At 34.1% G+C, this 1,532-nt stretch carries 2 protein-coding genes; both read left to right on the forward strand.

The window, feature by feature from the left end; all coding sequences use genetic code 11:
• Positions 1–53: 53 nt before the first annotated feature.
• Positions 54–1,022: a site-specific tyrosine recombinase/integron integrase gene (gene xerA / locus HMPREF0549_RS08795; RefSeq protein WP_003717945.1), complete on the forward strand. Its 969-nt coding sequence runs from the start codon at positions 54–56 to the stop codon at positions 1,020–1,022.
• Positions 1,019–1,532 (forward strand): restriction endonuclease subunit S (locus HMPREF0549_RS08800; RefSeq protein ID WP_003717946.1); only part of this gene is annotated, 514 nt, incomplete at its 3' end. The genes xerA and HMPREF0549_RS08800, both read left to right, overlap by 4 nt.

A 1,532-nucleotide genomic window follows, 5' to 3' on the forward strand; every position in this document is an offset into this window, starting at 1 on the left:
GTGACTTGCAGAATATTATTGTATTATTTTATCAAAAATGAGGTATATGACAGATGAACTCAATTATTGATGAAATCGTACAAGAAATGTTAAGGGTTTTGGATAACAGTCAACTAATACAACTGAAACGGGTACTAAAGAAAAAACTTGGGAATAATACAGATAGCGGTCCTAAAAAAAGCAATGAATCTTATATTGCAGATTATTTAGCCGCTAAACAGGTTGAAGGATGTTCTGAAAAAACAATTAACTATTATCAAGTGACATTAAAGATGATGTTTTCGTATTTAGGGAAGCATGTTCAAAAGATTACTACTGAAGATTTACGTGATTACTTGGGTAATTATCAGCAATCTAGAAACTCCAGCCGAGTGACTATTGATAATATTAGACGAATTTTTTCTAGCTTTTTTAGCTGGCTGGAAGATGAAGATGTTATTATCAAAAGTCCTGTAAGACGGATTCATAAGGTTAAGTCATCAGCTAAAGTTAAGGATACTTATAGTGATGAAGATTTAGAAAGGCTGAGGGATCATTGTAATAGTGAGCGTGATGTTGCAATGATTGACATACTTGCTTCAACAGGTATGCGTATAGGTGAATTAGTTAACCTTAACCAAAATGATATAAATTTTGATGAGCGTGAATGTGTGGTATTGGGAAAAGGCAATAAGCAGCGAATAGTATATTTTGATGCTAGAAGCAAAATACATTTACAGAATTACTTAGCAAAGAGAAAAGATGCCAATTCTGCATTGTTTGTTTCTTTACACGCACCACATCAACGAATGAGTATTAATGGAATTGAAAATCGCCTTAAGAGTTTGGGTAAGAAAGCAGGGATAGCAAAAGTTTATCCTCACAAATTCAGAAGGACATTGGCAACAAATGCTATTGATAAGGGAATGCCGATTGAGCAGGTTCAAAAACTACTTGGACACGAAAGAATAGACACAACATTGCATTATGCAATGGTTAAACAAAGTAATGTAAAAATAGCTCACAGGAGGTATATAGGGTGACTAAATATAGGTTAGACCAAATCGGTAAAGTGATTGGTGGTGGAACACCTTCCACAAGAAAAAAGCAATATTACGCAAATAAAGGAATTGCCTGGATAACTCCGAAGGATCTCAGTGGATATTCCAAAATGTATATTTCACATGGTGCCAGAGATATTAGTCAAGAAGGATTGGATAATTCAAGTGCTAAATTATTACCTAAGGATACAGTGTTAGTTAGCTCAAGAGCACCAATTGGATATGTTGCTTTAGCTGCTAACAAGATAACAACGAATCAAGGGTTTAAAAGTATTGTCCCAAATACCGATATAGTATTACCTAAATACCTATATTACTTAATGCTTACAAAAAAAGACGAACTTGAAAATGTATCTTCAGGTTCTACATTCAAAGAGGTCTCTGGAAGAGTAATGAAGGGGTTTGAGGTAGATATTCCGTCGCTTGATAAGCAAGCAAATATTATTCAAAAAATAGAACCGATAACCCGCAAGATCGAATTAAATTATCAAA

This window comes from Limosilactobacillus vaginalis DSM 5837 = ATCC 49540, from assembly GCF_000159435.1.
GTDB lineage: Bacteria > Bacillota > Bacilli > Lactobacillales > Lactobacillaceae > Limosilactobacillus > Limosilactobacillus vaginalis.

What these genes read in the sequence shown, in the direction of transcription:
- xerA (WP_003717945.1), top strand. Translation starts at nt 54, where the DNA reads ATGAACTCAATTATTGATGAAATCGTACAAGAAATGTTAAGGGTTTTG.